The 24,442-nt window shown below is 56.6% G+C and carries 13 protein-coding genes, 2 tRNA genes, 4 rRNA genes and 2 pseudogenes; 11 read left to right on the forward strand and 10 right to left on the reverse strand.

The window, feature by feature from the left end:
- Positions 1-11 precede the first annotated feature (11 nt).
- Together ACA065_RS00565 and ACA065_RS00570 are read right to left on the reverse strand one after the other, a co-directional pair.
- Positions 12-1,133, reverse strand: a complete 1,122-nt coding sequence (locus ACA065_RS00565; protein WP_497692879.1) for a Re/Si-specific NAD(P)(+) transhydrogenase subunit alpha — start codon at positions 1,131-1,133, stop codon at positions 12-14.
- Positions 1,134-1,585: 452 nt separating this feature from the next.
- Positions 1,586-2,485, reverse strand: coding sequence for a LysR family transcriptional regulator (locus tag ACA065_RS00570; RefSeq protein WP_497692880.1), 900 nt, complete (start codon positions 2,483-2,485; stop codon positions 1,586-1,588).
- Positions 2,486-2,642: 157 nt separating this feature from the next.
- Here ACA065_RS00570 and ACA065_RS00575 point away from each other — a divergent pair, with 157 nt between their 5' ends.
- From ACA065_RS00575 to rrf (ACA065_RS00610), 8 genes are all read left to right on the forward strand, one after another.
- On the forward strand, positions 2,643-3,824 hold the full coding sequence (locus ACA065_RS00575; protein ID WP_448653503.1) for an acyl-CoA dehydrogenase: 1,182 nt from the start codon (positions 2,643-2,645) through the stop codon (positions 3,822-3,824).
- A gap of 12 nt (positions 3,825-3,836) precedes the next feature.
- Entirely contained in the window at positions 3,837-5,057 is a 1,221-nt protein-coding gene (locus ACA065_RS00580; RefSeq protein ID WP_497692881.1) for a CaiB/BaiF CoA transferase family protein, read from the forward strand.
- Between the two features lie 629 nt (positions 5,058-5,686).
- Positions 5,687-7,223, forward strand: a 16S ribosomal RNA gene (locus tag ACA065_RS00585).
- Positions 7,224-7,345: 122 nt separating this feature from the next.
- A tRNA-Ile gene (locus ACA065_RS00590) sits at positions 7,346-7,422 on the forward strand.
- A 10-nt stretch (positions 7,423-7,432) separates the two neighbouring features.
- A tRNA-Ala gene (locus ACA065_RS00595) sits at positions 7,433-7,508 on the forward strand.
- 238 nt (positions 7,509-7,746) lie between these two features.
- Positions 7,747-10,638: ribosomal RNA gene (locus ACA065_RS00600) — 23S ribosomal RNA — on the forward strand.
- 154 nt (positions 10,639-10,792) lie between these two features.
- Positions 10,793-10,908: ribosomal RNA gene (rrf, locus tag ACA065_RS00605) — 5S ribosomal RNA — on the forward strand.
- Positions 10,909-11,017: 109 nt separating this feature from the next.
- A 5S ribosomal RNA gene (gene rrf, locus ACA065_RS00610) occupies positions 11,018-11,133 on the forward strand.
- The 16S, 23S and 5S rRNA genes sit together here with 2 tRNA genes alongside, the layout of an rRNA operon.
- 197 nt (positions 11,134-11,330) lie before the next feature.
- Here the strand turns inward: rrf (ACA065_RS00610) and ACA065_RS00615 are convergent.
- Positions 11,331-11,999 (reverse strand): annotated as a pseudogene (locus ACA065_RS00615) (TonB-dependent siderophore receptor); the annotation flags it as partial.
- 12 nt (positions 12,000-12,011) lie between these two features.
- A pseudogene (locus ACA065_RS00620) lies at positions 12,012-12,284 on the reverse strand (sigma factor-like helix-turn-helix DNA-binding protein); the annotation flags it as partial.
- A 201-nt stretch (positions 12,285-12,485) separates the two neighbouring features.
- Here ACA065_RS00620 and ACA065_RS00625 point away from each other — a divergent pair.
- Positions 12,486-14,366, forward strand: coding sequence for a methyl-accepting chemotaxis protein (locus tag ACA065_RS00625; protein ID WP_497692882.1), 1,881 nt, complete (start codon positions 12,486-12,488; stop codon positions 14,364-14,366).
- 39 nt (positions 14,367-14,405) lie between these two features.
- Here ACA065_RS00625 and ACA065_RS00630 read toward each other — a convergent pair whose 3' ends face one another.
- The 5 genes from ACA065_RS00630 to ACA065_RS00650 all read right to left on the reverse strand — a co-directional run bounded on the left by ACA065_RS00630 (position 14,406) and on the right by ACA065_RS00650 (position 21,046).
- A complete protein-coding gene (locus ACA065_RS00630; RefSeq protein WP_497692883.1) occupies positions 14,406-14,864 on the reverse strand; it encodes an SRPBCC family protein in 459 nt (152 codons plus the stop codon).
- 18 nt (positions 14,865-14,882) lie between these two features.
- Complete coding sequence (locus ACA065_RS00635) at positions 14,883-18,260, reverse strand: amino acid adenylation domain-containing protein (RefSeq protein WP_497692884.1); 3,378 nt, start codon at positions 18,258-18,260, stop codon at positions 14,883-14,885.
- Positions 18,257-19,204, reverse strand: a complete 948-nt coding sequence (locus ACA065_RS00640; protein WP_497692885.1) for a diiron oxygenase — start codon at positions 19,202-19,204, stop codon at positions 18,257-18,259. Before ACA065_RS00640 ends, ACA065_RS00635 begins: the two co-directional genes overlap by 4 nt.
- Positions 19,201-19,959: a DUF3050 domain-containing protein gene (locus ACA065_RS00645; RefSeq protein WP_497692886.1), complete on the reverse strand. Its 759-nt coding sequence runs from the start codon at positions 19,957-19,959 to the stop codon at positions 19,201-19,203. The genes ACA065_RS00640 and ACA065_RS00645 overlap by 4 nt, the downstream gene beginning before the upstream one ends.
- Before the next feature lie 376 nt (positions 19,960-20,335).
- Positions 20,336-21,046, reverse strand: a complete 711-nt coding sequence (locus tag ACA065_RS00650; RefSeq protein ID WP_497692887.1) for a GntR family transcriptional regulator — start codon at positions 21,044-21,046, stop codon at positions 20,336-20,338.
- 319 nt (positions 21,047-21,365) lie between these two features.
- Between ACA065_RS00650 and lapG the strand changes: the two genes are divergently transcribed.
- Both lapG and lapD read left to right on the forward strand, forming a co-directional pair.
- Positions 21,366-21,989 (forward strand): cysteine protease LapG, encoded by a 624-nt coding sequence (gene lapG / locus ACA065_RS00655; protein WP_497695275.1) that lies wholly within the window; start codon positions 21,366-21,368, stop codon positions 21,987-21,989.
- A gap of 14 nt (positions 21,990-22,003) precedes the next feature.
- Positions 22,004-23,950 carry a cyclic di-GMP receptor LapD gene (gene lapD, locus ACA065_RS00660; protein ID WP_497692888.1) on the forward strand — a complete coding sequence of 649 codons (1,947 nt, stop codon included), beginning with the start codon at positions 22,004-22,006 and terminating at the stop codon, positions 23,948-23,950.
- Positions 23,951-24,101: 151 nt separating this feature from the next.
- Here the strand turns inward: lapD and ACA065_RS00665 are convergent, their stop codons facing one another.
- On the reverse strand, positions 24,102-24,440 hold the full coding sequence (locus tag ACA065_RS00665; protein ID WP_497692889.1) for a tryptophan synthase subunit beta: 339 nt from the start codon (positions 24,438-24,440) through the stop codon (positions 24,102-24,104).
- Positions 24,441-24,442 lie beyond the last annotated feature (2 nt).

Consider the following 24,442-nt stretch of genomic DNA (forward strand, 5'->3'; position numbering starts at 1 on the left):
TGAATCCCTGTTTAGGCGTTTTTACGGATGACTTGGCCGTCGCGGCACATCAGGCACGCGGCGACGATGTCGTCTTCGAGGTTGATTTCAAACTGCCCTTCCTTGGTGAAAACCAGCTTCAGGAAGTCCAGCAGGTTGCGCGCATACAAGGCTGAAGCGTCGGCAGCGACGGCACCGGCCAGGTTGGTCGGGCCACAGATGGTCACACCATTTTCGACGACGACCTGATCGGCCACGGTCAGCGGGCAGTTACCACCTTGGGCGGCGGCGAGGTCGATGACCACCGAGCCTGGCTTCATCTGTGCGACGGTCTCGGCACTGAGCAGAGTCGGCGCCTTGCGGCCCGGGATCAGCGCGGTGGTGATGACGATGTCGGCTTGCTTGGCGCGTTCGTGCACGGCCAGGGCCTGGCGCTGCATCCAACTGCTTGGCATCGGGCGCGCGTAACCGCCAACACCGACGGCGCATTCGCGTTCTTCATCGGTTTCGTACGGCACGTCGACGAACTTGGCGCCGAGGGACTCGATTTGCTCTTTCACCGCAGGGCGCACATCGGACGCTTCGATCACCGCACCCAGGCGTTTCGCCGTGGCGATGGCTTGAAGACCTGCGACCCCAGCGCCGAGGATCAGCACGCGGGCAGCTTTCACGGTGCCAGCAGCCGTCATCAGCATCGGCATGAAACGTGGGTAGTGATGGGCTGCCAGCAGCACCGCCTTATAGCCGGCAATGTTGGCTTGCGACGACAGTACGTCGAGGCTTTGGGCCCGCGAGGTACGAGGCGCGGCTTCGAGCGCGAAGGCGGTGATGCCTCGCTCGGCCAGCTTGGCAATGGTTTCGTTGCTGAACGGATTGAGCATGCCCACCAACACGGTGCCGCTTTTGATCAGCGCCAGTTCGTTGTCGCTGGGGGCGACCACCTTGAGAATCAGCTCGGCGCCAAACGCCTCGCCGGCACTGCCAATGGTTGCGCCTGCCGCTTCGTAGGCACTGTCGACGACGCTGGCTTTAACGCCTGCACCGCTCTGAACAGTGACCTTATGGCCCTGGCCGATCAGCTTCTTGATGGTTTCCGGGGTGGCAGCCACCCGCGTTTCACCGGTCTGGGTTTCGAGAGGAACACCAATGTGCACGTCAAATCTCCTGCATGATCTTTTTGCTTTTGATCTTTTTGTAAAAAGGCCAGTGCACCGTGAGTGGCGCAGCTGGGGCGGCCGATCAGCACGATCCCGCTGAAATGACAGCGGGGCGCGGCATTTTGCAGGCGAACTTTACGGCCTTCAAGGGATTATGACGGGTGACGAAAAATTAACTACAAGTCACCCTGTGACTGTTTGTCGCAACACACTGAAATAACCTCTTTAAATACAGGTGTTTAAAGGGGTTCAGACGATTTTTATGTTATTTACGATCGTCGTTGTGAATGCTCGGTTATTGGCCGCTGGTAGTCGCTACAAGCCATGTGGATCATGGCTTTAAGCCTTATTTGTTGTTGATGAGTACAGTCTGCTGAAATGCGACATATCCGTACATCTGTAGGTTTTGTTTTTATCTGACTACAAGGTCAATAAATTGAGATTAGCCTTTAAATACTGGGTTTATAGCGTTGTGATTGATCAATCAACCAGTCCCTGAATGCGTGCAGCGATGCGGATTCGACTTTTCTCTCGGGGATCATCAAGTAGTAGGCCTTCGAACTGCTGAGCGTCTCGGGGCTCGCGATCCTGAGTTGGTTCTCTTCGAGCTCGCGCTGGATAAGGAACGGCGGTATCAGCGCGATGCCCATGTCATGCATGGCGGCCTGAGACAACATCGAGAATAGCTCGTAACGAGGGCCTGTCATGTCGCGGGGTATGTTCAGTTGTTGCGCGTTGAACCATTGGCGCCAGGCGTAAGGCCTGGTGGTTTGCTGCAGCAGCGGTAGTTCCGCGATTTCCTGGGGGCTGAAGTGGGTGCGGGTGCCCAGTAGTCGCGGGCTGCACACTGGGACTGGGTCCTCGCCCATCAGCCGGTGAGACTCGGTGCCAGACCAGTCGGCATCGCCGTAGTAGATCGCGGCATCGAAGTCGGTATCGGCAAACAGAAAGGGGCGCGTGCGGTTTGTGAGGTTGACCGTCACTTCGGGGTGCTGGCGCTGGAAGTCTTTGAGGCGCGGGATCAGCCATTGGGTGCCGAAGGTTGGCACCACGGCCAGCTCGATGACGTTGGCGCCCTGCTGCCCCATTACTGACAAGGTGTCGCGCTCCACTGCGTCCAATTGCATGGCGACGCGGCGGCTATAGGACAACCCCGCTTCCGTCAGTTTTACCCCGCGTCGTGACCGCCGAAACAGCTCGACACTTAAAAACTCCTCAAGGCTGGCGATCTGTCGACAGATGGCGCCTTGCGTGATGGAAAGCTCCTGCGCCGCCTTCGTAAAGCTCTCGTGGCGGGCCGCCGCTTCAAAACTGACCAGGGCGGTCGTACTGGGAATTTTTCTGCGCATGTACGTTGTACTCACTTATAAAGCGCGTCTGCGCACTTCTCAGTCGTTTCGAAGTGAGAAATTAGCACAACCCTATGCACAAACCTCGTTTGCCCTCTGCTGCTGCCCGGCCTAGGCTGCATCCACGACTTCTGATTCTTTCCGCGAGGACTTATTCATGGCTGGCAAGGCAAGCTTTAACTGGATCGATCCACTGCTGCTGGATCAACAGCTCACCGAAGAAGAGCGCATGGTGCGCGACAGTGCTGAGCAATTCGCTCAGGACAAGCTGGCGCCGCGTGTGCTCGAAGCCTTCCGCCATGAAAAGACCGACCCCGCAATCTTTCGCGAGATGGGCGAAACCGGTTTGCTGGGCGCGATGATCCCCGAGCAGTACGGTGGCAGTGGCTTGAACTACGTCAGCTATGGGTTGATCGCCCGGGAGGTCGAGCGTGTCGACTCCGGCTATCGCTCGATGATGAGTGTGCAGTCATCTCTGGTCATGGTGCCGATCAACGAGTTTGGCACTGAGGCGCAGAAGCAGAAGTACCTGCCAAAGCTGGCCTCAGGCGAGTGGATCGGCTGCTTCGGTTTGACGGAGCCTAACCACGGCTCCGACCCGGGCGCGATGATTACGCGTGCACGTAAGGTGGATGGCGGCTACAGCCTCACCGGCGCCAAGATGTGGATCACCAATAGCCCGATCGCCGATGTGTTTGTGGTGTGGGGCAAGGACGATGCCGGCGACATTCGTGGTTTTGTCTTGGAGAAAGGCTGGAAAGGTCTGAGTGCTCCGGCGATTCACGGCAAGGTAGGTTTGCGGGCTTCCATTACCGGTGAAATCGTCATGGATAACGTGTTTGTGCCGGAAGAAAACATCTTCCCGGATGTGCGTGGCTTGAAAGGGCCTTTCACCTGCCTCAACTCGGCGCGCTATGGCATCTCTTGGGGGGCGTTGGGTGCCGCCGAATTCTGCTGGCACACCGCTCGCCAGTACACACTGGATCGTCATCAGTTCGGGCGCCCATTGGCGGCGACGCAGTTGATCCAGAAGAAGCTGGCCGATATGCAGACCGAGATCACGATGGCCCTGCAAGGCTGTCTGCGCTTGGGGCGTATGAAGGACGAGGGTACGGCGGCAGTCGAAATTACTTCAATCATGAAGCGCAACTCTTGCGGCAAGTCCCTGGACATCGCGCGTATGGCGCGGGACATGCTGGGTGGCAACGGTATTTCCGATGAGTTCGGGGTGGCACGCCACTTGGTCAACCTGGAGGTGGTTAACACCTATGAAGGGACTCATGACGTGCACGCCTTGATTCTTGGGCGCGCGCAAACCGGTCTTCAGGCGTTCTATTAATAGGAGCACGGCATGGGCGCGCTTTCACATCTGCGGGTACTGGACTTATCGAGAGTGCTGGCGGGCCCTTGGTCCGGGCAGATCCTTGCGGACCTTGGGGCTGAGGTGATCAAGGTCGAGCGACCAGGTAATGGCGATGACACGCGTGCATGGGGGCCGCCTTTCCTTAAGGACGCCTATGGCGAGAACACCAGTGAGGCGGCGTATTACCTGTCGGCCAATCGTAATAAGGAGTCGGTGACCATCGACTTCACGCGGCCGGAGGGTCAGAAGCTGGTGCGCGACCTGGCGGCCAAGTCCGACATCCTGATCGAGAATTTCAAGGTGGGCGGTCTCGCAGCGTATGGGCTGGACTATGAATCGCTGAAGGAGATCAATCCGGAGTTGATCTATTGCTCGATCACGGGCTTTGGCCAGACTGGGCCTTATGCGGCGCGTGCGGGTTATGACTTCATGATCCAGGGGTTGGGTGGGCTCATGAGCTTGACCGGCCGGCCGGAGGGTGATGACGGGGCCGGGCCGGTCAAGGTCGGTGTGGCGTTGACTGACATCCTTACGGGGCTGTACGCGACCGTGGCGATTCTGGCGGCGCTGGCTCACCGGGATCATGATGGGGGTGGGCAGCATATTGATATGGCGTTGCTGGATGTGCAGGTGGCGTGCCTGGCTAATCAGGCGATGAATTACCTGACGACCGGGGTGGCGCCAAAGCGCCTCGGTAATGCTCACCCGAATATTGTGCCTTACCAGGATTTTCCTACTGCTGACGGCGACTTCATCCTGACCGTGGGTAATGATGGGCAGTTTCGTAAGTTCTCTGAGGTGGCTGGGCAGCCACAATGGGCTGATGATCCGCGCTTTGCTACTAATAAGCTGCGAGTGGCTAACCGTGCGGAGCTGATTCCGCTGATTCGTCAGGCGACGGTTTTCAAAACGACAGCTGAGTGGGTGTCGCAGCTGGAGCGAGTGGGTGTGCCTTGCGGGCCTATCAATGACTTGGCGCAGGTGTTTGCAGACCCGCAGGTCAAGGCGCGTGGGTTGGCGATGGCGCTGCCTCATGCGTTGGCGGGGATGGTGCCTCAAGTGGCCAGTCCAATACGGTTGTCCAAGACGCCCGTGGAATACCGCAGTGCGCCCCCTCTATTAGGAGAGCACACGGTTCAGGTGCTGCAGACTGTGCTTGGGCTTGGGTCGACGAGCGTGGCTGCATTAAGAGAGGCGGGCGTTATTTGAGTTGCCTCTTCTATATAGAGTGTTTGCAGGGGCCTTTATAGGTTGTTTTTTAATCAATCCTAACTAATTGATAGAAAAGCAAAATTAACGGTTGACGGCAGATTCTGGACGTCTATAATTCGCCCCACTTCCGGCGCAGTCGAAACGGAAAACTCCTTGATAAACAAAGAGTTATGCGAAATTCGACAGCGAGTTGCTTCAGTTCATCGAAGCCCAGAAGGAGTTGGTAGAGCGGTGTTGTTTGGCTCTATTAACGTTTCGATCCTCTCGGTCGAAAGCGGAGAAAAAGAGGTGTTGACAGCAGCGTGTAACGCTGTAGAATTCGCCTCCCGCTAACGAGAGATCGGAAGCGCAAGTGGTTGAAGTTGTTGAAGAAATCTTCGAAAACTTCTGAAAATAATCACTTGACAGCAAATGAGGCTGCTGTAGAATGCGCGCCTCGGTTGAGACGAAAGATCTTAACCAACCGCTCTTTAACAACTGAATCAAGCAATTCGTGTGGGTGCTTGTGGGGTCAGACTGATAGTCAACAAGATTATCAGCATCACAAGTTACTCCGCGAGAAATCAAAGATGTAACCAACGATTGCTGAGCCAAGTTTAGGGTTTCTTAAAAACCCAAAGATGTTTGAACTGAAGAGTTTGATCATGGCTCAGATTGAACGCTGGCGGCAGGCCTAACACATGCAAGTCGAGCGGTAGAGAGAAGCTTGCTTCTCTTGAGAGCGGCGGACGGGTGAGTAATGCCTAGGAATCTGCCTGGTAGTGGGGGATAACGTTCGGAAACGGACGCTAATACCGCATACGTCCTACGGGAGAAAGCAGGGGACCTTCGGGCCTTGCGCTATCAGATGAGCCTAGGTCGGATTAGCTAGTTGGTGAGGTAATGGCTCACCAAGGCTACGATCCGTAACTGGTCTGAGAGGATGATCAGTCACACTGGAACTGAGACACGGTCCAGACTCCTACGGGAGGCAGCAGTGGGGAATATTGGACAATGGGCGAAAGCCTGATCCAGCCATGCCGCGTGTGTGAAGAAGGTCTTCGGATTGTAAAGCACTTTAAGTTGGGAGGAAGGGCAGTTACTTAATACGTGATTGTTTTGACGTTACCGACAGAATAAGCACCGGCTAACTCTGTGCCAGCAGCCGCGGTAATACAGAGGGTGCAAGCGTTAATCGGAATTACTGGGCGTAAAGCGCGCGTAGGTGGTTTGTTAAGTTGGATGTGAAATCCCCGGGCTCAACCTGGGAACTGCATTCAAAACTGACTGACTAGAGTATGGTAGAGGGTGGTGGAATTTCCTGTGTAGCGGTGAAATGCGTAGATATAGGAAGGAACACCAGTGGCGAAGGCGACCACCTGGACTAATACTGACACTGAGGTGCGAAAGCGTGGGGAGCAAACAGGATTAGATACCCTGGTAGTCCACGCCGTAAACGATGTCAACTAGCCGTTGGAAGCCTTGAGCTTTTAGTGGCGCAGCTAACGCATTAAGTTGACCGCCTGGGGAGTACGGCCGCAAGGTTAAAACTCAAATGAATTGACGGGGGCCCGCACAAGCGGTGGAGCATGTGGTTTAATTCGAAGCAACGCGAAGAACCTTACCAGGCCTTGACATCCAATGAACTTTCTAGAGATAGATTGGTGCCTTCGGGAACATTGAGACAGGTGCTGCATGGCTGTCGTCAGCTCGTGTCGTGAGATGTTGGGTTAAGTCCCGTAACGAGCGCAACCCTTGTCCTTAGTTACCAGCACGTAATGGTGGGCACTCTAAGGAGACTGCCGGTGACAAACCGGAGGAAGGTGGGGATGACGTCAAGTCATCATGGCCCTTACGGCCTGGGCTACACACGTGCTACAATGGTCGGTACAGAGGGTTGCCAAGCCGCGAGGTGGAGCTAATCCCACAAAACCGATCGTAGTCCGGATCGCAGTCTGCAACTCGACTGCGTGAAGTCGGAATCGCTAGTAATCGCGAATCAGAATGTCGCGGTGAATACGTTCCCGGGCCTTGTACACACCGCCCGTCACACCATGGGAGTGGGTTGCACCAGAAGTAGCTAGTCTAACCTTCGGGAGGACGGTTACCACGGTGTGATTCATGACTGGGGTGAAGTCGTAACAAGGTAGCCGTAGGGGAACCTGCGGCTGGATCACCTCCTTAATCGACGACATCAGCTGCTCCATAAGTTCCCACACGAATTGCTTGATTCATTGAAGAAGACGATAGAAGCAGCTTTAAGCTCCAAGCTGATAGCTCTTAGCTAATCAGTTGCGCTCGAAATTGGGTCTGTAGCTCAGTTGGTTAGAGCGCACCCCTGATAAGGGTGAGGTCGGCAGTTCGAATCTGCCCAGACCCACCAATTTTGTTATGGGGCCATAGCTCAGCTGGGAGAGCGCCTGCCTTGCACGCAGGAGGTCAACGGTTCGATCCCGTTTGGCTCCACCATAACTGCTTCTGCTGTTAGAGTTTAGAAATGAATATTCTGAAGTGAATATTGATTTCTAGTCTTTGATTAGATCGTTCTTTAAAAATTTGGGTATGTGATAGAAAGATAGACTGAACGTTACTTTCACTGGTAACGGATCAGGCTAAGGTAAAATTTGTGAGTTACTCGTAATTGAGTATTATCGAATTTTCGGCGAATGTTGTCTTCACAGTATAACCAGATTGCTTGGGGTTATATGGTCAAGTGAAGAAGCGCATACGGTGGATGCCTTGGCAGTCAGAGGCGATGAAAGACGTGGTAGCCTGCGAAAAGCTTCGGGGAGTCGGCAAACAGACTTTGATCCGGAGATGTCTGAATGGGGGAACCCAGCCATCATAAGATGGTTATCTTACGCTGAATACATAGGCGTAAGAGGCGAACCAGGGGAACTGAAACATCTAAGTACCCTGAGGAAAAGAAATCAACCGAGATTCCCTTAGTAGTGGCGAGCGAACGGGGACTAGCCCTTAAGTGGCTTTGAGATTAGCGGAACGCTCTGGAAAGTGCGGCCATAGTGGGTGATAGCCCTGTACGCGAAAATCTCTTAGTCATGAAATCGAGTAGGACGGAGCACGAGAAACTTTGTCTGAATATGGGGGGACCATCCTCCAAGGCTAAATACTACTGACTGACCGATAGTGAACTAGTACCGTGAGGGAAAGGCGAAAAGAACCCCGGAGAGGGGAGTGAAATAGATCCTGAAACCGTATGCGTACAAGCAGTGGGAGCCCACTTTGTTGGGTGACTGCGTACCTTTTGTATAATGGGTCAGCGACTTATTTTCAGTGGCGAGCTTAACCGAATAGGGGAGGCGTAGCGAAAGCGAGTCTTAATAGGGCGTCTAGTCGCTGGGAATAGACCCGAAACCGGGCGATCTATCCATGGGCAGGTTGAAGGTTGGGTAACACTAACTGGAGGACCGAACCGACTACCGTTGAAAAGTTAGCGGATGACCTGTGGATCGGAGTGAAAGGCTAATCAAGCTCGGAGATAGCTGGTTCTCCTCGAAAGCTATTTAGGTAGCGCCTCATGTATCACTGTAGGGGGTAGAGCACTGTTTCGGCTAGGGGGTCATCCCGACTTACCAAACCGATGCAAACTCCGAATACCTACAAGTGCCGAGCATGGGAGACACACGGCGGGTGCTAACGTCCGTCGTGAAAAGGGAAACAACCCAGACCGTCAGCTAAGGTCCCAAAGTTATGGTTAAGTGGGAAACGATGTGGGAAGGCTTAGACAGCTAGGAGGTTGGCTTAGAAGCAGCCACCCTTTAAAGAAAGCGTAATAGCTCACTAGTCGAGTCGGCCTGCGCGGAAGATGTAACGGGGCTCAAACCATACACCGAAGCTACGGGTATCACGTAAGTGATGCGGTAGAGGAGCGTTCTGTAAGCCTGTGAAGGTGAGTTGAGAAGCTTGCTGGAGGTATCAGAAGTGCGAATGCTGACATGAGTAACGACAATGGGTGTGAAAAACACCCACGCCGAAAGACCAAGGTTTCCTGCGCAACGTTAATCGACGCAGGGTTAGTCGGTCCCTAAGGCGAGGCTGAAAAGCGTAGTCGATGGAAAACAGGTTAATATTCCTGTACTTCTGGTTATTGCGATGGAGGGACGGAGAAGGCTAGGCCAGCTTGGCGTTGGTTGTCCAAGTTTAAGGTGGTAGGCTGGAATCTTAGGTAAATCCGGGATTCTAAGGCCGAGAGCTGATGACGAGTTAACTTTTAGTTAACGAAGTGGTTGATGCCATGCTTCCAAGAAAAGCTTCTAAGCTTCAGGTAACCAGGAACCGTACCCCAAACCGACACAGGTGGTTGGGTAGAGAATACCAAGGCGCTTGAGAGAACTCGGGTGAAGGAACTAGGCAAAATGGCACCGTAACTTCGGGAGAAGGTGCGCCGGTGAGGGTGAAGGACTTGCTCCGTAAGCTCATGCCGGTCGAAGATACCAGGCCGCTGCGACTGTTTATTAAAAACACAGCACTCTGCAAACACGAAAGTGGACGTATAGGGTGTGACGCCTGCCCGGTGCCGGAAGGTTAATTGATGGGGTTAGCTAACGCGAAGCTCTTGATCGAAGCCCCGGTAAACGGCGGCCGTAACTATAACGGTCCTAAGGTAGCGAAATTCCTTGTCGGGTAAGTTCCGACCTGCACGAATGGCGTAACGATGGCGGCGCTGTCTCCACCCGAGACTCAGTGAAATTGAAATCGCTGTGAAGATGCAGTGTATCCGCGGCTAGACGGAAAGACCCCGTGAACCTTTACTATAGCTTTGCACTGGACTTTGAATTTGCTTGTGTAGGATAGGTGGGAGGCTTTGAAGCGTGGACGCCAGTCTGCGTGGAGCCAACCTTGAAATACCACCCTGGCAACTTTGAGGTTCTAACTCAGGTCCGTTATCCGGATCGAGGACAGTGTATGGTGGGTAGTTTGACTGGGGCGGTCTCCTCCTAAAGAGTAACGGAGGAGTACGAAGGTGCGCTCAGACCGGTCGGAAATCGGTCGTAGAGTATAAAGGCAAAAGCGCGCTTGACTGCGAGACAGACACGTCGAGCAGGTACGAAAGTAGGTCTTAGTGATCCGGTGGTTCTGTATGGAAGGGCCATCGCTCAACGGATAAAAGGTACTCCGGGGATAACAGGCTGATACCGCCCAAGAGTTCATATCGACGGCGGTGTTTGGCACCTCGATGTCGGCTCATCACATCCTGGGGCTGAAGCCGGTCCCAAGGGTATGGCTGTTCGCCATTTAAAGTGGTACGCGAGCTGGGTTTAGAACGTCGTGAGACAGTTCGGTCCCTATCTGCCGTGGACGTTTGAGATTTGAGAGGGGCTGCTCCTAGTACGAGAGGACCGGAGTGGACGAACCTCTGGTGTTCCGGTTGTCACGCCAGTGGCATTGCCGGGTAGCTATGTTCGGAATAGATAACCGCTGAAAGCATCTAAGCGGGAAACTAGCCTCAAGATGAGATCTCACTGGGACCTTGAGTCCCCTGAAGGGCCGTCGAAGACTACGACGTTGATAGGTTGGGTGTGTAAGCGCTGTGAGGCGTTGAGCTAACCAATACTAATTGCCCGTGAGGCTTGACCATATAACACCCAAGCAATTTGTGAACTCGAAAGAGGCCAGATTGCGGTGTGTGAAGACGATAGAACCGAAAGTTCGACTCTTACAAACACCGAAAGCTATCACATACCCAATTTGCTGAAGCGAGGCCATTTGGTCACGACTCAGTACCCGAATTTCTTGACGACCATAGAGCATTGGAACCACCTGATCCCATCCCGAACTCAGTAGTGAAACGATGCATCGCCGATGGTAGTGTGGGGTTTCCCCATGTGAGAGTAGGTCATCGTCAAGATTAAATTCCAGAACCCCTGTTTGCTAACGCAAACAGGGGTTTTGTTTATGTAGAAGTCCATGAATTTCACCGGCACGTTGCCAAGGCAACGGTCTGGTAAACAGAATTTCTTGACGACCATAGAGCATTGGAACCACCTGATCCCATCCCGAACTCAGCAGTGAAACGATGCATCGCCGATGGTAGTGTGGGGTTTCCCCATGTGAGAGTAGGTCATCGTCAAGATTAAATTCCGAAACCCCTGTCTGCTAACGCAGACAGGGGTTTTGTCGTTTTGGGGGATAGTGACCAGCAAAAGATTCACGCTGAAAGCACGCAGGTGAGGCTCTTCCAGGCCTGCCACATCGGGCCAGCCATGCAGCCGGCCAACAAAAAAGCCAGCGCCTGGAATTAGGCGCTGGCTTCTCGGAAACATTAGAAGATCAGAATTGATAGCTTACCGTCGCACTGACGTTACGCTCTTCTCCCAGGTAGCAGAAGTTCAGGCTGGCACAGGACGCTACATAGGTCTCATTGGTCAGGTTGTTGGCATTCAACCGCACATCCACGCCCTTCAACCCTACTTTACCCAAGTCATACCCTACTGACGCGTCAAGCAAGGTCTAGGCCGGCACCTTCATCGTGTTCTCTGCATCTGCCCAGCTGTACCCTACATATCGAACCCCGCCCCCTAACCGCAAGCCGTCCAAGGCTCTACTATCAAACTTATAGTCCCCCCACACCGACGCCATATGACGAGGCGCCTGGGTCGGAGAATTGTGCCTGTTCTCGATCAGGTTATCGGTGGAGCTCAACGTGCTCACCATCGACTTGGAATACTTGATGTCGGTAAAGGTATAGCTGCCCAGAAACTTCAAGTTATCGGCCACTTGAGCACCTATAGCCCGATAGAAGTTCTCCTGTGGCAGCTTGGTCGCCAGGTTTTCCTGGTCGATGCGCAACCAGGACGGCGTAAACAAGTTGTCGGTTCCCGGCGGCTGATACTTCAAGCCGGCCTCCCACTGTGTCCCATTAGTAGGTGCCAGGGGATTGCCCGCGCTGTCTGAATAAAAGTTCGGGTTAAAGGACTCTGAATAGCTGGTGAGCTTCGCGCCAGTGCTCGTATTGCGCATGCAGGCGCCCATTTGCTCCGCGATCTGTTTGTACGCCAGCCCATCGCACTGAGCCAATAGAAACGCCTTACGCACTTTCGGCTTCAAGCCGTCTAAAAGGCGGGCGATTGCCTCCAGAGGTTCCAGCACCAACGCACGCGCTTCGGTGCTGGGTGCCAACGCTTCTGGCAGATGAGCGATGGACTCGAGGTAAGCGCGTTCGATTTCTTCACGGCGCCAATGATCAATCACTAAGCCCCGAGCGATGGTGCGCAAGAAAGCTCGCCGCGCTTGTACCGTTGGTCAGTTTCCTACTCAAAAAGAGGATGCATCTCACAAATTTCTAAGATTTCTCTAAGTGTGGCCGAAAGCCTGACGAGCCATGCGTGCACCGAAATAGAGCGGTCCGAGAGAGTCCGCCTATCCCGTTACATGGAATGTTCCACTCGGCACGCTCATCCCCCTTTGGCAAAAGAAGTCGATGAAATGAATCTTAAGTTCAGTCATAAAATTCTGTTGGCCGCGTCAGGCGTCGTGGTTCTCGCTTTCGCGTTATTCACGCTTTACAACGACTACCTGCAGCGCAGCACCATCAAACAAAACCTGGAGTCGTCCATCCAGCAATCGGGAGAACTCACGGCCAGCAGTGTGCAGAACTGGCTCAGTGGCCGCATCCTGGTCCTCGAAAGCCTGGCGCAAAACGTAGCGCACCAGGGCAGCGCTGCCGACCTTCCGGGCCTGGTCGACCAGCCTGCATTCACCTCGAACTTCCAGTTCACCTACGTCGGTCAAACCAACGGTGTATTCACCCAGCGCCCTGACGCCAAGATGCCCGACGGTTATGACCCACGGCAGCGTCCTTGGTACAAGCAAGCGGTGGCGGCCGATAAAACCATGCTCACCCCGCCTTACATGGCAGCCGTGGGCGGGCAGATCGTAACCATCGCCCTGCCGGTCAAAAAGAACGGTGAACTGCTGGGTGTCGTCGGCGGCGACCTGAGCCTGCAGACCTTGGTGAAGATCATCAACTCGGTGGACTTCGGCGGCATCGGCCATGCATTTCTGGTCAGCGCCGACGGCCAGGTCATTGTCAGCCCTGACCAGGACCAGGTGATGAAAAACCTCAAGGATATCTACCCAGGCATTAACCTGCGTATCGAAAAGGTCAGCCAGGACGTTGTCCTCAATGGCCAGGACCGTATCCTTTCGTTCACCCCGATCAGCGGTTTGCCGGGTGCCGATTGGTACATCGGTCTGTCGATCGATAAAGATAAAGCCTACGCCCCGCTGGGCAAATTCCGTACTTCGGCATTGATCGCCATGTTGATCGCGGTTGTCGCAATTGCCGTGCTTTTGAGCCTGTTGATTCAAGTACTGCTGCGCCCGCTGACCACCATGGGCATTGCCATGCAGGACATTGCCCAAGGCGAGGGTGATTTGACTCGGCGTTTGGACGTGACCAGCAAGGACGAGTTTGGCGAGGTTGGTAGCGCCTTCAACCAGTTCGTCGAGCGTATCCACGCGTCCATCTCCGAGGTGTCTTCGGCAACGCGGCAGGTACACGATCTGTCCCAGCGCGTGATGGCCTCGTCCAATGCCTCGATCATCGGCTCGGACGAACAAAGTGCACGCACCAATAGCGTGGCAGCGGCGATCAACGAGTTGGGTGCCGCCACTCAGGAAATCGCGCGTAACGCGGCCGATGCTTCGCAGCATGCCAGTGGCGCCAGTGAACAGGCAGACGACGGGCGCAAGGTGGTGGAGCAAACCATCCTGGCGATGTCGCAGCTGTCGCAAAAAATCAGCCTGTCCTGCACCCAGATCGAAACCCTGAACGCCAGCACCGACAACATCGGTCACATCCTTGATGTGATCAAAGGCATCTCCCAGCAAACCAACTTGTTGGCACTTAATGCCGCGATTGAAGCGGCTCGTGCCGGGGAAGCCGGGCGTGGTTTTGCTGTGGTTGCCGATGAGGTGCGTAACCTGGCTCACCGTACCCAGGAGTCCGCCGAAGAGATCCATAAGATGATCACTTCGCTGCAAGTGGGTTCGCGTGAAGCGGTGACCACCATGAACGCCAGCCAGACCTCCAGCGAAGAAAGCGTTGAAGTGGCCAACCAGGCCGGTGAGCGCCTGGTCAGCGTGACGCAACGCATCGTCGAGATCGACGGCATGAACCAGTCGGTGGCTGCCGCTACCGAGGAGCAGACCGCTGTGGTGGAAACCCTCAACGTCGACATCAACCAGATCAACCTGCTGAACCAGCAGGGCGTGGCCAACCTCAACGAAACGCTCAAGGACTGCGACGCGCTGTCCCAGCAGGCCAGCCGATTGAAGCAGTTGGTCGACAGCTTCAAAATCTGACCTTGGTGGTGCAGGAGCGAGGCCTCTCGCTCCTGCTGATCAGCCGAGCATCTGGCGCACATTCTCCAGTGCGCTGTCGGCGAAAGTCTGCACAAACTGTTCGAACTCCGCCTGCGACGTTTCCAGCGGCTCGCCAATGAGCGTCCAGGTCGCCCTGGAGCGTTCCTCGCCTAGCCCTTCCACGCGCATTGCCGCCCACAACCGCGCGACGCCCAGCGTGTTGTAGAGCGTGGTCCACGTCATGTACATGGCCTCGTCGTCGCGGCTGTTGAGTTGCTCGACAGCGCATTGCCCATCGTGGAAAAACTTCGTGCGTAATGCACCTACGCCTATCCCCGTCATTTGGATGCGCGAGAGCGCAGGAATGAAGGCATCAAAGCCTGCAAAGTTACCCACCACACGCCACAGGCGAGCGGCCTCACACGGAACTTCCACAGACGCCACCAACGGTGCGCCGACAGGGTTACGGATCAATGTATCGGGTTGCAGCGGTTTCATAAGCGTGTCCTTACGGGGTTAGAGAAAGCCAATGGCCTTGAGGTGGTCGCAGCCCTTGCGCAACAGCGCCGGGTCCTTTTGCGGGTAGTGCTCGCCCATGGCATCCACTCCCTGGCGTGCGTTGTCGTGACAAATCATCGAAACGTCGCCGATGTCTTCTGCAAGGTCATTCAGGTAGAAACCCAGTACGCCAAACAGCGCGTTTTCGCGGCCCACCGTTCGTAGCGCGTTTTGCCAATGCGCAACGCTCACCCGTTCGAAGCGGTGGCCTGCTCGGCTGAACGCATCAAGGTAGTGATCCCAGCTCAAGGGCTGTGGGTTGTGCAGGTTGAAGACGTTTCGCCCGGCATCCAGTTGGCCGCAGTGGAACGCAACGAAACGCGCAAAGAAGTCCACCGGCATCAGGTCGAAGTTCACCTCCAGGCGAGGCGCCACGCCCAACTGCAACGAGCCCTTGAGCATCATCATCAGGCGGTTGTTTCGCGGCTGGCAGACGCCGCTACGGCTGTTGAAAGCGATGTTTCCCGGGCGATATATATTCACCCAGGCACCTTGCTCGGCAGCACGCCCCAGCAGTCGTTCGGCGACCCATTTGGAAAGGTTGTAGCCATTCTTGAGATAGAGCGGCAACGTCTCCACTGCGTGCGTTTCGAGGATGTTTCCCTGAGCGTCAATGTTGCTGCAGGCCGACAATGTCGAGACGAAATTGAAGACCTTCTTGCAATGGGTTTCACACAGCCGCAGGCACTCCAGCACCGGTTTGACGTTGTCCCTGGCAAGCGTTGCGTAGTCCATCACATGATTGACTCGCGCTGCGTTGTGCACCAACACGCCATAGTGGCGGGCGAGATGCTCATACACTTCGCAGGCCAGGCCCAGCCGGGGCTGGCTGATATCGGCGGCGTAGACCTGCACGCGGCTCAGGTCCAGATGTTCCAGGCGATACTCGCGTAACGCCTCGGCAAACCGCACCGCTGCCGAGTGCCCTGGCTGTTCACGCACCAGGCATGCCACTGCCTGCGCACCGTTTGCCAACAACGCTTGGACCAGATGTACGCCGACAAAACTGTTGGCGCCTGTGACGATTACCTTGCGCGGGTCGCCTGCGCGGTCTGCGTGCAGTATTTCTACATTCAACGCTTGTGACGCATCCTTTTCCACTTGGCTCGACGGTGCATCGGGTAGTGCGCCGTCCTCCATCAGCACGGCGAGTGTACGAATCGTCGGGGCTTCAAAAAAACGGCTCAATGAGAGGCTGCGGCCAAACGCTTCGCGCACACGTAGCAACAGGGTCGACAGCAGGATGGAGTGGCCGCCCAGGTTGAAAAAACTCTCATCAATACAAAAGTCATCGCCTGGCACATCCAACAACTCGCTCCACAGCGCCACCAAGCGTGTTTGCAGAGGCGTTTGAGCGCGACTGCCGGCAGTGTGCGGCGGCGCCTGCATCGGTCTCGCCAGCAATGCCTGGCGGTCGATCTTGCCGTGTCGGGTTCGCGGCATAGTGGGTAACTCAGCCCACACCTCGGGGTGCATGTAAGTCGGTAGCCATTGCTGTGCATGTTGCTGTAAGCCCGCCAGCGTTGCGCCCGGTTCGGGCTGGGCAACAAAACCGAAAATTCTGCGATCAGCATCGATCACCACGGCCACTTGGCGAAATAACCGGCTACTGCGCAGGCACTGTTCGATTTCCAAGGGGGCTACCCGAAAACCACGGATCTTCACCTGATCATCTCGTCGGCCACCCAGCTCGATACCGTCTGGCGTCCATTTCGCCAGGTCACCGCTGCGGTACGCCTGTAGCGTCTGGCCATTGGGCAGTGTCAGTTCAACGAACGGGTTGTCCACCGGCTGCGGCGCGCTCACATACCCAAGGCTTACCCCAGGGCCGACGATGTACAGATCGCCCATCACCTGTTCATCTACCGGTTGCAGGTGGTCGTCGAGGATGAGCACCTGGCTGTTGGCAATGGGGCGGCCCAAGTTGCGATTGCTGTCACCGGGGCGAAACGTTCGGTGGGTGACCAGCACCGTGGCCTCGGTAGGGCCATAGAGATTGTGAAGTTGGCACTGGCTCGCCAATCGTTCGATCACATACGGCTCGCACGCATCGCCACCGGTCAACAGGTGGGCCAGGCCCAATGGCTGATCCAACGGCAGGATGCTCAGAAGCGCCGGTGGCAGAAAAGCGTGGCTGATGCGCTGTTGGCGAATCAGTTCGACCAACTGCTGGGGGTCGTGCCGTTGGTCTTGGTTTGGCACGACCAACTCGGCGCCAGCGACCAGGGCAGGGAAGATATCGATCAGCGATGAGTCGAAACTCAGTGGCGAAAATTGCAGCACCCGGCTCTGTTCATCCAGCGCCATACAGGCACCCAGCCAGGCGGTGAAATGTGCAAGGTTGCCTTGGCTGAGCAGCACGCCTTTGGGCTGGCCGGTGGTGCCTGAGGTGAAAAGTGCGATGCAGGGCGCCTCTACGCTGGGGCGATAGTGCATCAAGGGTTGCGTGGTATCGGCATGCGCCGGGTCGAGATTACTGACATTCAGGCTAATGAAGTGGTCGCGCAAGGGGTGCCGTCCATCATCCAGCAACATGCTGGCCTTAGCGCTTTGCAGCATCACCTGCTGGCGTTGTGTCGGGTGATCCGGCGCCAATGGCAGGTACACCGCGCCGCAACCCAGTACCGCGAGAATGCTGGCGTACAACTCGACGGACTTGTCCAGGCAAACGCCGATCACCGCTGGTGTCCCAATGCCTTCCAGCAGCGGGCGCAGACGTTGCTGGATCGATAGGGCTCGAGCCTGCAACTGCCGGTACGTCACCCCACTGCCCGCGATATTCAGCGCGGGGCGTTCGGCGAAGGTGTGCAGGCTGGCCTGTAACCGTTCGATGATTGGCACCTGGGCTGCCAGCAGCAGTGCCGGCTGTGCAGTGCGATTGAAACGATGCACAAATGCCAATGCGTCCAGCCCTTGCAGGCCTTGCTCAGGCCAGGCGTTAGCGAGGGTTGTTACGGCGAAAAAGCCCGCATCCCTTGAGAACCCGCTGACCAGCGAGGCAACCCATTCCACCAGCGCGTTCGTTGCGTGTCGGCACAATTGCTGGCCGTTGCCGCTGGGCTCCTCGGCGACGTCCTGTACCGCCAATACACGCCTGTTATGGTCATAGCAGCGTAACTGCAGCGCGGGGAGCCCATATTCGGACAGCGGGCCGATACCCAGGCGCAGGCTTATCCATTGGGTTTTGTCGGTATGTGTGAGCGGCGGTTGGCTGCCGTCTTCAATCACGACGTCGAGGGATTCTGTTGCGGTGAGATGCCCGTATTGCTCCAACATTTGTCTGAGCGCCGCCAGTGCATTGCTGGTGCCGTTCCATCCAATCTGCAAGCGCCTCATGCTGGCCTCCCCGCTTCGGGCAGGTAGTGCCTCAGGGCCAGGGCAACGCTCGGAGTGTGCAGCACGCCGCTGTGATGCAGGAACCCCATGATGTTGCCCAGCAGCGGGTGCTGGCGGGTGATGGGAAAGTGCAGCGCCGCCACTTCATCACGCAGCGCGCGGCGAACGTCGACGCTGACGTCCAGGTGTTCGATCAGCTGTAGATCGAAGCCTTTTTGCAGGTCGTTGGTCAGGTAATGCGTTAAAAAGGTCGGCAAAGCCTCAGCGATGCTGTCGCGGTCCTCCGGGCTTGCCGCTTGCCAGTAGAGACGCACCAGTTGTGTCCAGAACTGTGCATGGCGCCCTTCATCAAACAGGTGATCGGCCATCAAGCCACGGATGGAAGGCTTGACGCTGTCGTCCTTGGAAAACGCGGCGACTTCATGGGTGACGGTGTTCTCGGCGATGGCCACGCCAATCAATTCCACCGCATCGCGCAAGTGCTGCGGTGCCAGCGCCTGCGCTGCCGGCAGGGCATGGCTCAATTCGATTTGCCCAGGCAGGTCGAGAGGGTGCATGCCGGTCATTTCCACGGCCTGTTGCTGGAAGTCCATCGCGACCAGCGCGTGGTAGTCCTCATCCACCACGACGGTCATCGCGTCCACGCGACAGGCAAGGGGGAAGGGCAGCGAGAACTGATTCTTGGCAATGTTGCGGGCGGTCTTGCCGACGATCTCGGTTTCGAAAATCACCACGTCGTTGATGAATTTGTAGAAGCTTTGTACCAGCACGAAGTCGCGCCACTGCGGGCAGTGCTCAACAAAGGTGGCACTCAGCACCAGAGGCTGGCGGCACAGGGGATAGATCAATCTGTCGTCGTTTTCCAGCAAACGCCGAGGGCGCGTGCGGACAGTTGCGCGGCGTTCCCAGTCTTCGGCAAAGGAGCGGTAGTCGACGATGTTCATGGCTGCACTTCTTGCAGTGAGGCGCGCACGGCATCCCAGAAACTGAGGCGGCTTTGCACGGCTGCCAGAGCAATTTCATCGGCCTGGCTTTGGCGGGCAGTGTCTGTCCCGATCAGGCGCTGGAGTAACTGTTGCGCCGCTGGCCCATGGTCTTGAGCGTCCAACTCGATGTGACGGCTGAGGTAGTGAGACAACATAGGCGCCTGGCGCTCAAGGCATGCATTGCCATGCAGAAGGCGTTCGAACATCGGCGCGATGACACTCTCGCGACCATGCAGGAAGGCCGCTGCCACGCAGTGGGTGGGTGCGTTGAGTGCGACCTGCAACGTGCTGTCGACAAAGCGGGCGACGCCCGGCAGCACATCGATCATTTGCAGGGCCGCGCTTGCTTGCACGCCCTGGCGCTGCAGTTCGATGAAGCGCTGGACCGGGGCCGTGTCGGCACCTACCTCTGTCATCGCCTCCAGGTACAGTTCGAAATGGCTGCAATGGCCACGTGTCGGATGTTCGTCCGACTCCTCGCCGAGCACGATTTCATTGATGAGGCGTGCGGCTTGCGGGTCAGTGGGTGGGAGCCAGGGTAGTTGCGTGCAGGTCAGGTCTCGCTGCAGGCGTTTGGTCAAGGTCATGAAGTCCCAAACAGCAAATACATGGTGCTCCATGAAAAGTTGTAACTTGTTAAGTGAAGTTATTTCTATAAGTAACGGATGGCTGCATAGCTGCAGTTTTTTTTGTTCAAGTAAGTGTTGGTGCATGGTTGACGCCTATAAGTTGTTGCAACTGCTCTGAAAAAAGTAATGGGTTTTTATTGAGAATAGAAAGAGGGTGTTTAGCCTGTTCGCGCGCGCAGCGCTGACCTGGCATAGGGTTATGCTGTCGAGTGACGTGTTTTTTATTGGCGAGAGATAATAATCTTATTAAACGTTTTGATGAACTTGTGAATGTGTTAGATGTTTTTTCGAGAAATGTCTTGTTGTGAGAAAGTTGCCTGGGTAACTGTTAGAAGTTTCCTCGGAATGAGCCATTCTATTTAAAACGCGTTGTAGTGGACTTGGCGAATCGCCGTGGGGCTCTCTCTTATCGTGGAGGAGCCCCGTGTTGCACAAGGGTCAAGGAAGAGCTCGGTACACCTTACTGCCCGCCTTTCTTTGCGGCGGCTTCCAGGCCATTGAGGTAGGTGGTGATCACCTCCATCCCCCGCATCAGGTGATTGCGCAACGTCAGGATGCTTTCGTCGACTTTCTTCTGTGCTACCAGGTTCAGCAGCTCCCGGTGATCTTCCTGGGACGTTTCGCCCAAGTCCATCGCCTCTAGGTTGAAGCGTAGAAAGCGTTCCTCCTCATTCAAACCATGTTCAACCAGCTTGAGCAGCCGCTGATTAGGCGCCTTGCCATACAGCACCATGTGGAACAGGCGGTTGAGGCGGCCGATCTCGGAATAGTCTTTCTCCTGTTCCAGCGCATGGATGTAGGCATCAGCCTCAGCGATGTCGGCGTCGGTGAGCAACGGAGTCGACAGGCGCAGTGCTTCGGACTCCAGCAGCATGCGCAGGGCATAGGTCTCTGCCGAATTGTCCTCGATCAACGGTGCAACCACCGCGCCTTTGTGTGTCACCACATGCAACAAGGATTGAGCTTCCAGCTGGCGCAAGGCTTCGCGCACCGGCATGCGGCTGACGCCGAACAGGCTAGCCAGCTCCTGCTGGCGCATTGCAGTGCCACAGGGCAATCGGCCATCGAGAATGGCATTGCGCAGCGTTTCTTCAATAACGGCGCGAGCAAGATGGGCGGGAATAGGCCCGCTGATTTTGATGCTGCTTAAAGGGTTCGGCTTCTGCGTCACGGTTACGCTATCCTCCTTTCTTGAATGGAGTGAGTTTAATTGGATCCAATGCACACTAGAGACGGGCCACGCGCTTGTCAAACAACCAAAGTTTCAGTTTGTAAGGGCTTACAGGATGTACTTTGTGCATCCCACAGGCGCCGGTTATAAACTCGGCCCACTCATGAATGATTGCACTTTGCCATTGTTTTTTGCGGGTCGAAGCATCACCATCCTTTGAAATTCCGTCTCTCTTCACGGACTGAACGCCTTGGCGGTAAGTTTTATTCCCTCTCGAATCTTTGGCTGGCTGTTTTCAGCTATTTTGTTGGCCGGCCTGATGCTCGGCGGGCTGCATGCCGATTGGGATTTCTCCCAGATCAGCCGCAAGGCTACCGCCTTGTACGGGCCCTTGGGGGAGGGCCAGCAGCGAATTGATGCCTGGCAGCGGCTGCTGGCGACCCAAAAGCAGGTCGGCGAACAGGAGCAGCTCAAGGTCGTCAACCTGTTCTTCAACAAACAAATGACCTACGTTGAGGACATCGATCTCTGGCACGTGGTCGACTATTGGGAGACGCCCATCGAAGCACTCTGGAAGGGTGCCGGCGACTGTGAGGATTACGCGATCGCCAAGTATTTCAGTTTGCGTCACCTGGGGGTCTCCAGCGACAAATTGCGCATTACCTACGTCAAGGCCTTGCGCCAGAATCGCGCTCACATGGTCCTGACTTATTATTCGACCCCGGATGCCATCCCGCTGGTGCTCGACAGCCTGATGGACGAAATCCTGCCGGCGACCCGCCGTACCGACCTGGTCCCGGTGTACTCATTCAATGCCGAAGGGTTGTACTTGCCCGGTGCCAAGGGCAACAAGAAAGTCGGTGATACCAAACGCTTGTCGCGCTGGCAGGATGTGTTGAGAAAAATGCGTGCGGAAGGCTTCCCAGCCGAGCCTGCCAACTAGGAGTAACTGATCGGATGTCTCTGTTCAAACAACTATTGATCGCAATCTGTCTGTTCCTGGTGATCGCCTTCAGTGGCAGTTTCATGGTCAGCCTGGAAAGCTCGCGCACGCAATACGTCAACCAGCTGCGCTCGCATGCACAGGACGCGGCGACGGCGCTGGCGTTGTCGCTGACGCCCAATATCGATGACCCGGCGATGGTGGAATTGCTGGTCAGCTCGATCTTCGACAGCGGCTATTACGCCAGCATCCGCGTGGTAGACCTGGCGACTGACAAAACCATCGTTGAGCGCAGCGGTATCCCCGACAACAATGGTGTGCCCAATTGGTTCGTGAAGCTGATCGGCCTGGAGCCGGCCGGTGGCGACGCGCTGGTCAACCGCGGCTGGGAGCAGGCGGCGCGCGTAGAAGTGGTCAGCCACCCGATGTTTGCCCTGGCCAAGCTCTGGCAAAGCGCCTTGGGCAGCCTCGGCTGGCTGTTGCTGTGCGGTGCGGTCAGTGCAGTGCTTGGCGCGCTGTTGCTGCGTCGGCAGTTGAAACCGTTGGACTACATGGTCAAGCAGTCCCACGCCATTGCCCGTCGTGAGTTCCTCAGTGTGCCCGACCTGCCGCGCACGCCGGAACTGCGGCGCGTGGTGCAGGCCATGAACCAGATGGTGGAAAAGCTCAAGGCGCTGTTCCAGGAACAGGCCGAACGCAGCGAAAAACTGCGCACTGAGTCCTACCAGGACAACCTCACCGGCCTTGCCAACCGCCGTTATTTCGAGATGCAGCTCAACGCCCGCGTCAGTAACCCCGAAGACACCAGCTCCGGCTACCTGCTGCTGTTGCGGGTCAAGGACTTGGCCGGTCTCAACCAGCGCCTGGGTGGCCAGCGCACCGACCAGCTACTGCAAGCGGTCGGCGAACAACTGCTGCGCCAATGCGAGCCCTACCCGGAAACCCATAACCTCGTCACCCGCATCCGCGGTGGTGAGTTCGCAGTGCTGGCGCCGGGGCTGGTGCGCGAAGAAGCGCTGCAATTGGCGCAGAACCTTGAAAGCTCCTTGCTCAGCCTGCAGGCGACCGGCGCCAGTGACGTCACGCCGGTCGCCTATATCGGCTTGGCGCCCTTCAGTCATGGCGACTCGCCTCAGGCCCTGCTGACATTGGCTGACCAGGCCTTGGCCCAGGCCGAAGGGCAGGGCGACACCAGTTGGGTGTGCCTCGACCACAGTGCCGCCGCCAGTGTCGGCGACGATCACCATGCCTGGCACACCCTGCTGGACAGGGCCCTGACCCAGCAGCGCTTTGAGCTGTACTTCCAGCCGGTCGTCGCCAGCCAGGACCCGCAGTTGGTCTTGCACTACAAAGTGTTGTCGCGCTTGCAGGATGATGACGGCCATACGATACCGGCCGGGCGTTTCCTGCCGTGGCTTGAACGCTTCGGTTGGACGTCACGCCTGGACCGCCTGATGCTGGAGCAAGTGCTCAAGCAGATGGCCGGCCACAGCCATAGCCTGGCGCTGAACCTCTCGGCTGCGACGTTGCAGGACGCCCAGGCGTTGAGTCGGATTTTTGACATGCTGCGCCAACACAGCAACCTGGGTTCGCGCCTGACCCTGGAAATCGGCGAAGAACAATTGCCTGAGCAGGCGCTGCTGGAACAGTTGACCCAGCGCCTGCGTGAGCTGGGCTTCTCCCTGAGCCTGCAGCGTTTTGGTGGGCGCTTCAGCATGATCGGCAACCTGGCGCGCCTGGGCCTGGCGTACTTGAAGATCGACGGCAGCTACATCCGCGCCATCGACCAGGAAAGCGACAAACGCCTGTTTATCGAGGCGATCCAGCGTGCAGCCCACAGCATCGACTTGCCATTGATTGCCGAGCGCGTGGAGACCGAAGGGGAGCTGAAGGTGATTCGCGAGATGGGCATCTTTGGTGTGCAGGGCCAGCTGTTTGGTGAGCCTGCGCCGTGGAAGTAACCCGAACCTGATAGTGGGAGAGGGCTGTTGTGGCGAGGGAGCTTGCTCCCGCTGGGGCGCGAAGCGGCCCTGAAAATGGGACTGCTGCGCAGTCCAGCGGGAGCAAGCTCCCTCGCCACAGGGCGCGCGCTTGCACAGACGATCTGTGCGGTCAGATCAGCCCAGTCTCTTCATCATTGATCAGGTGACTCAGCCCGCCCAGCGCTTCCCGCGCGTGGTTGCGGTCCATCAGCTTGGCTTGGGCGGCCGGCGGCAGGTCCGTCACGCTGATCACCCCCTTGCGGGTCAGCACCTGAATCAAGTCATCCAGCACCCGGATCATTTCCAGGTCACTTTGCTTGAGCTGCGCCAGGCTGGTTTCCACCACTTCGTTGGCGTACCAGGCCTGGATCTCATGGTGATCGGCCGGCAGGGTTTCAGTTGATTCGGTAAAGGCGGCGGCCTCCACGCGACTCAGTGCACCCTGTGCATCACGTTGCACGTAAAACATAA

The organism is Pseudomonas sp. LBUM1640 (assembly GCF_059716225.1).

What these genes read in the sequence shown, in the direction of transcription:
- ACA065_RS00645 (WP_497692886.1), bottom strand. Translation starts at nt 19,959, where the DNA reads ATGCACCAACACTTACTTGAACAAAAAAAACTGCAGCTATGCAGCCAT.
- ACA065_RS00580 (WP_497692881.1), top strand. Translation starts at nt 3,837, where the DNA reads ATGGGCGCGCTTTCACATCTGCGGGTACTGGACTTATCGAGAGTGCTG.
- ACA065_RS00630 (WP_497692883.1), bottom strand. Translation starts at nt 14,864, where the DNA reads ATGAAACCGCTGCAACCCGATACATTGATCCGTAACCCTGTCGGCGCA.
- ACA065_RS00640 (WP_497692885.1), bottom strand. Translation starts at nt 19,204, where the DNA reads ATGAACATCGTCGACTACCGCTCCTTTGCCGAAGACTGGGAACGCCGC.
- ACA065_RS00665 (WP_497692889.1), bottom strand. Translation starts at nt 24,440, where the DNA reads ATGTTTTACGTGCAACGTGATGCACAGGGTGCACTGAGTCGCGTGGAG.
- lapD (WP_497692888.1), top strand. Translation starts at nt 22,004, where the DNA reads ATGTCTCTGTTCAAACAACTATTGATCGCAATCTGTCTGTTCCTGGTG.
- ACA065_RS00625 (WP_497692882.1), top strand. Translation starts at nt 12,486, where the DNA reads ATGAATCTTAAGTTCAGTCATAAAATTCTGTTGGCCGCGTCAGGCGTC.
- ACA065_RS00575 (WP_448653503.1), top strand. Translation starts at nt 2,643, where the DNA reads ATGGCTGGCAAGGCAAGCTTTAACTGGATCGATCCACTGCTGCTGGAT.
- lapG (WP_497695275.1), top strand. Translation starts at nt 21,366, where the DNA reads ATGCTCGGCGGGCTGCATGCCGATTGGGATTTCTCCCAGATCAGCCGC.
- ACA065_RS00570 (WP_497692880.1), bottom strand. Translation starts at nt 2,485, where the DNA reads ATGCGCAGAAAAATTCCCAGTACGACCGCCCTGGTCAGTTTTGAAGCG.
- ACA065_RS00635 (WP_497692884.1), bottom strand. Translation starts at nt 18,260, where the DNA reads ATGAGGCGCTTGCAGATTGGATGGAACGGCACCAGCAATGCACTGGCG.